Genomic DNA, 4,187 nt, shown 5'->3' with positions numbered 1-4,187 from the left:
CCATTATTAGGTGTATTTATTTATTTTTCTATGAAATCAAATAAAAATTCTATTAAAAATAATATGTTTTCTTTAATAAGTAGAATATTAATATTTATTCTTCTAATAGTATCTTTAAGTGATATAACTATAAGCTTAAAAGGAAAAAATATATCTACTATATTTTTATTGGATGTATCAGATAGTGCTATGAGTTTTAGAGAAGAAGGAATAAAATTTATAAATAATTCTTTAAAAAATATGCCTAATAGAAATAAAAGTGGAGTAATAGTGTTTGGAGCAAATGCAGAAGTAGATAAGTTTATAATAGATAATAAAGAATATAATGAAATATTATCAGTGCCTATAATAAATTCTACTAATATACAAGAGGGTATTCAATCAGCAATAACACTATTTCCTAAAGAATCATCTAAAAGGATTGTACTAATAACAGATGGAGAAGAAAATGAAGGAGATATGTTAAAAACCACACCTTTATTAAAAGAAAATAATATAGATTTAAAGGTATATAAAATAGAAAATGGTAAGTCAGATGAAGTTTATGTAGATAGTGTAAAAGTACCAGAAAATATTAATATGGGAGAAGAATTTTCTATAGTAACTAATATAGAATCTAATGTAAGTACTAGTGCTACATTAACTTTATTTTCTGGAAGAGAAAAAAAAGGAGAACAGATAGTAGAAATAGAAAAGGGTAAAAATACATTTGTATTTAAAGATATACAAAATACAGGAGGATTTAAAGGATATAAAGTATTAATAAATCCTAAGATTGATACTGAAAAAGGTAATAATGAATATACTTGTTATACTAATGTACGTTCTAAACCACAAATTTTAGTTATAGAAGGACAAAATGGGGAATCTACTGGATTAGTTAACATATTAAATACTTTAAATAGTTCCTACAAAATAATAGATCCAGTTTCTGCCCCTAAGACTTTAAATGATTTCTTAGAATATAAGTCTATTGTTTTAAATAATGTGCATATAGATGATTTAAATAATGGATTTTTAGAAAATATAGAAACTTATGTTAAAGATTATAGTGGAGGATTAATAGTTACTGGAGGAGAAGAAGCTTATGCTTTAGGTGGATATAAGGGAACTATACTTGAAAAGATACTTCCAGTAAATATGGATAAGAAAGGGAAAAATGAAATTCCACAAATATCAATTAATTTAGTAATTGATAAATCAGGGAGTATGTCTAGTGATGGCACAGGAGTAAGTAAATTAACTTTAGCAAAGGAATCAGCTGTGAAAGCTTTAGATAATTTAAGAAATACAGATGAAATAGGTGTAATAGCTTTTGACCATTCCTTTAGTTTTGCAGTACCACAAGAACCTATGAGTGATAAAGAGAGGATAAAAGAACTTATTTCATCTATTTCACTAGGTGGAGGTACTTCCATATATCCAGCTTTAGAAGCAGCCTATGAGGCACAGTTAGAAAGTAAAAGCAAAATAAAGCATATTATTCTTTTAACAGATGGTCAAGATGAATTTGGTATGGAAGAATATGAAGAAATTTTAGAGGGAATGAAAAATAATAATATAACATTATCTACAGTTTCAGTAGGGACAGATGCTAATGGTACCCTTTTAGAATACTTAGCTAAAGAAGGAAAAGGTAGAAATTATCATACGGATATTTATACAGATATTCCAAGAATTTTTGCTAAAGAAGTATTATTATCTACAGGAGTGTATTTAATGAATGAAGAATTTACTCCTAAAATAAGTACATCTCATGAAATATTAAGTGGAGTAATTGAAGAAGATAAATTTCCATCTTTATTAGGATATGTGGGAACATCTATGAAGGATAAAGCTATTGAAGTATTATCTTCTAATGAAGATGAACCTATATTGGCAGCCTGGCAATATGGCTTAGGAAGAACGGTAGCATGGACATCTGATATGTCAGGACAATGGAGTGGGAATTTTTTAGCTTGGAAAAACAGCATTCAATTATTTAAAAATATTATAGATTGGAGTGTTCCAAGTTATGAAGAAAATGGGAAACTTAATATTACACAACAGGGTAATTATGCTAATATTAAATTTGAAAGTGAGAATGTTACAGAAAATAGTAAGATAACGGGCATATATACATCAGAAAATGGAGATAGTGGTGAGATAAGTTTAGAGCAAAGTGAACCTGGAGTTTTTTCTGGAAAAGTACAATTAAAGGATTTAGGATTTTATAATTTTAATATTAGAGAAAAACATGGAGAAGAAATGAGGGGAAATTATAACGGAGCATTTGCATTACAATATTCTCCTGAATATAAATTTAATAGTAATAGTGAAAAGTTAGAAAGTTTAGTTGAAGAAAACAATGGGAATTTTATAAAGTTTCCAGAAGAGGTTTTTACAGATAATATTAAAAAATCCTATAGGAAAATTAATTTAACAATTGCTACTTTAATAATTGCATTGATTCTTTTCTTTTTTGATATAGTTTATAGAAGATTAAACTTAAATATTAACAAATATTTATTAAATTTTAATAGCAAAAAACAGGTTATTAAAGATTCTTATGATAATAAAAAAGATATATTTAAGAAAGAAAAAATAAAATATAATTCTCATATAAAAACAGCTGAAGAAAATAATTTAAATAAATTAAAAGAAAATGAGTGTATTGAAAAAGATAACAGTAATAAAAAACTAATATTTAAAAATAAAAAAATAGCTAAAAATGATACTTCAAAGAAAGAACAAAACTTACTAGATACTTCTACTCTTTTAAATAAAAAAAAGGATAGGAATAAAGAATAATTAAGATTTAATCATCTCTACTAATAAAATAGTAGAGATGATTATTTATAAAAGTTATTTTATAAATGCAAAGATTATATTTATGGATTCATTCTAAATTATAATAAGAATTAAAAGGATAAAAATATTGAAATATATGTTTAACTTAAAAAAATAGGATTTTAAATTCTACAAGTAACATTAGTTACTTTAAGCATTAAAAGAGTAGTTAAAAATATTTCTCTGCAATTTAAGTTAGACACATAAATATATTCAATACAATTAGTAATTTTAAATCTATCAGTAATATTAGTTGGGTTAGAAACTGGAATTAAAGCAGAAAAAGGTATAGTAAAATGAGCTGAATGAATAGAATGACAATTATTTGAGGCTATATAAGTTAGTTTAAAATTTAAAAGAGCTTCTAAAGCTAATTTTTTATCAGTTATTATTATAGAAGGATTATTTGAATCTGTAATAGGACAGCAAATAATTTTTTTGCATAGTATATTTACATAAGAGTTTACAGAAAGTATTTGACATATGTCTAATTTATAAGGTGGAATAGTTAAATGCTTGCATATAAAAAGTTCTTGCCAATCTGTGTTGTTAGAATTATTTACACTTAAAATATTTTTTAAACATTTTAAAGGACATAATCCATATATAACAGGTTCCTGTTCAATAGTATAATTTTTAGTATCTTCACAAGGATTTTTAACATATAGGGAGTAATCCTCAGTACAAGGAATTGCTTTTAAAATTAAGTTATAGCAAATACATATGCAACAATGATTAAAAGATATTACTTTTAAATTTTTAATACAATGGGAAATATAAAAATCCATTTCTAATGTATCAGTTCCATTAGGTTCTGGTATTTTATAAGGTAAAGATATAGTTGAAGAAAAAGGTATAATTGAATTTAAAGTAGATATACTTTCATCAGTGGTTTTTGAAGTATAAGTTGTACATAAATTTAAGTGACCAATTATAATTAGTTTTCTTCCAGTAGCAGTATTACCTTCTAAATTAGAAATAGAAGAAGAAATATCTAAAGAATTATCATCTATATTTTTATATAATGCAGGAGTCATAATAACTTCTGTTTTTAATATTTTAATTTTACCATTTAAAGAATAAATAGATTCAATAAAGGGCTTTTCTTTTGGAATGCAAAGTTCTGATGTAGAAGAATTTTCTACCCAATATTCTGAGGAAAGTTCCTTAATTTCTTCATCAGAGCATAATCCGTTAAAAACAATAGAGGCATTAATATCTTCATCACATTGAGAAGATTTATTAAGCTTTTCTTTCATATAAAAATTGTAAACCATTATTTAATCCTCCGTTTAAAAGCTTTAAGTTAGTTATAATAGTTTATGAGAAACAATACAGCTTTGTGAGGAGTGAAAAAT

2 protein-coding genes are annotated in these 4,187 nt (G+C 25.0%); one reads left to right on the top strand and one right to left on the bottom strand.

The window, feature by feature from the left end; genetic code table 11:
* Nucleotides 1-2,790: VWA domain-containing protein (locus tag GBZ86_RS13265; RefSeq protein ID WP_234885170.1), on the top strand; the 2,790-nt coding region annotated here is incomplete at its 5' end.
* Nucleotides 2,791-2,951: 161 nt separating this feature from the next.
* Here the strand turns inward: GBZ86_RS13265 and GBZ86_RS13260 are convergent.
* Complete coding sequence (locus GBZ86_RS13260) at nt 2,952-4,106, bottom strand: DUF3794 domain-containing protein (protein WP_152891394.1); 1,155 nt, start codon at nt 4,104-4,106, stop codon at nt 2,952-2,954.
* Nucleotides 4,107-4,187: the final 81 nt, after the last annotated feature.

Origin of the sequence: Clostridium tarantellae (assembly GCF_009295725.1) — a bacterium.
GTDB lineage: Bacteria > Bacillota > Clostridia > Clostridiales > Clostridiaceae > Sarcina > Sarcina tarantellae.
The sequence above is the reverse complement of the archived record's forward strand: the minus strand, read 5'-3'. Positions and strand labels throughout refer to the sequence as shown.

Excerpts from the sequence above, each read along its gene's own strand:
- GBZ86_RS13260 (WP_152891394.1), bottom strand. The coding sequence starts at position 4,106 with ATGGTTTACAATTTTTATATGAAAGAAAAGCTTAATAAATCTTCTCAA.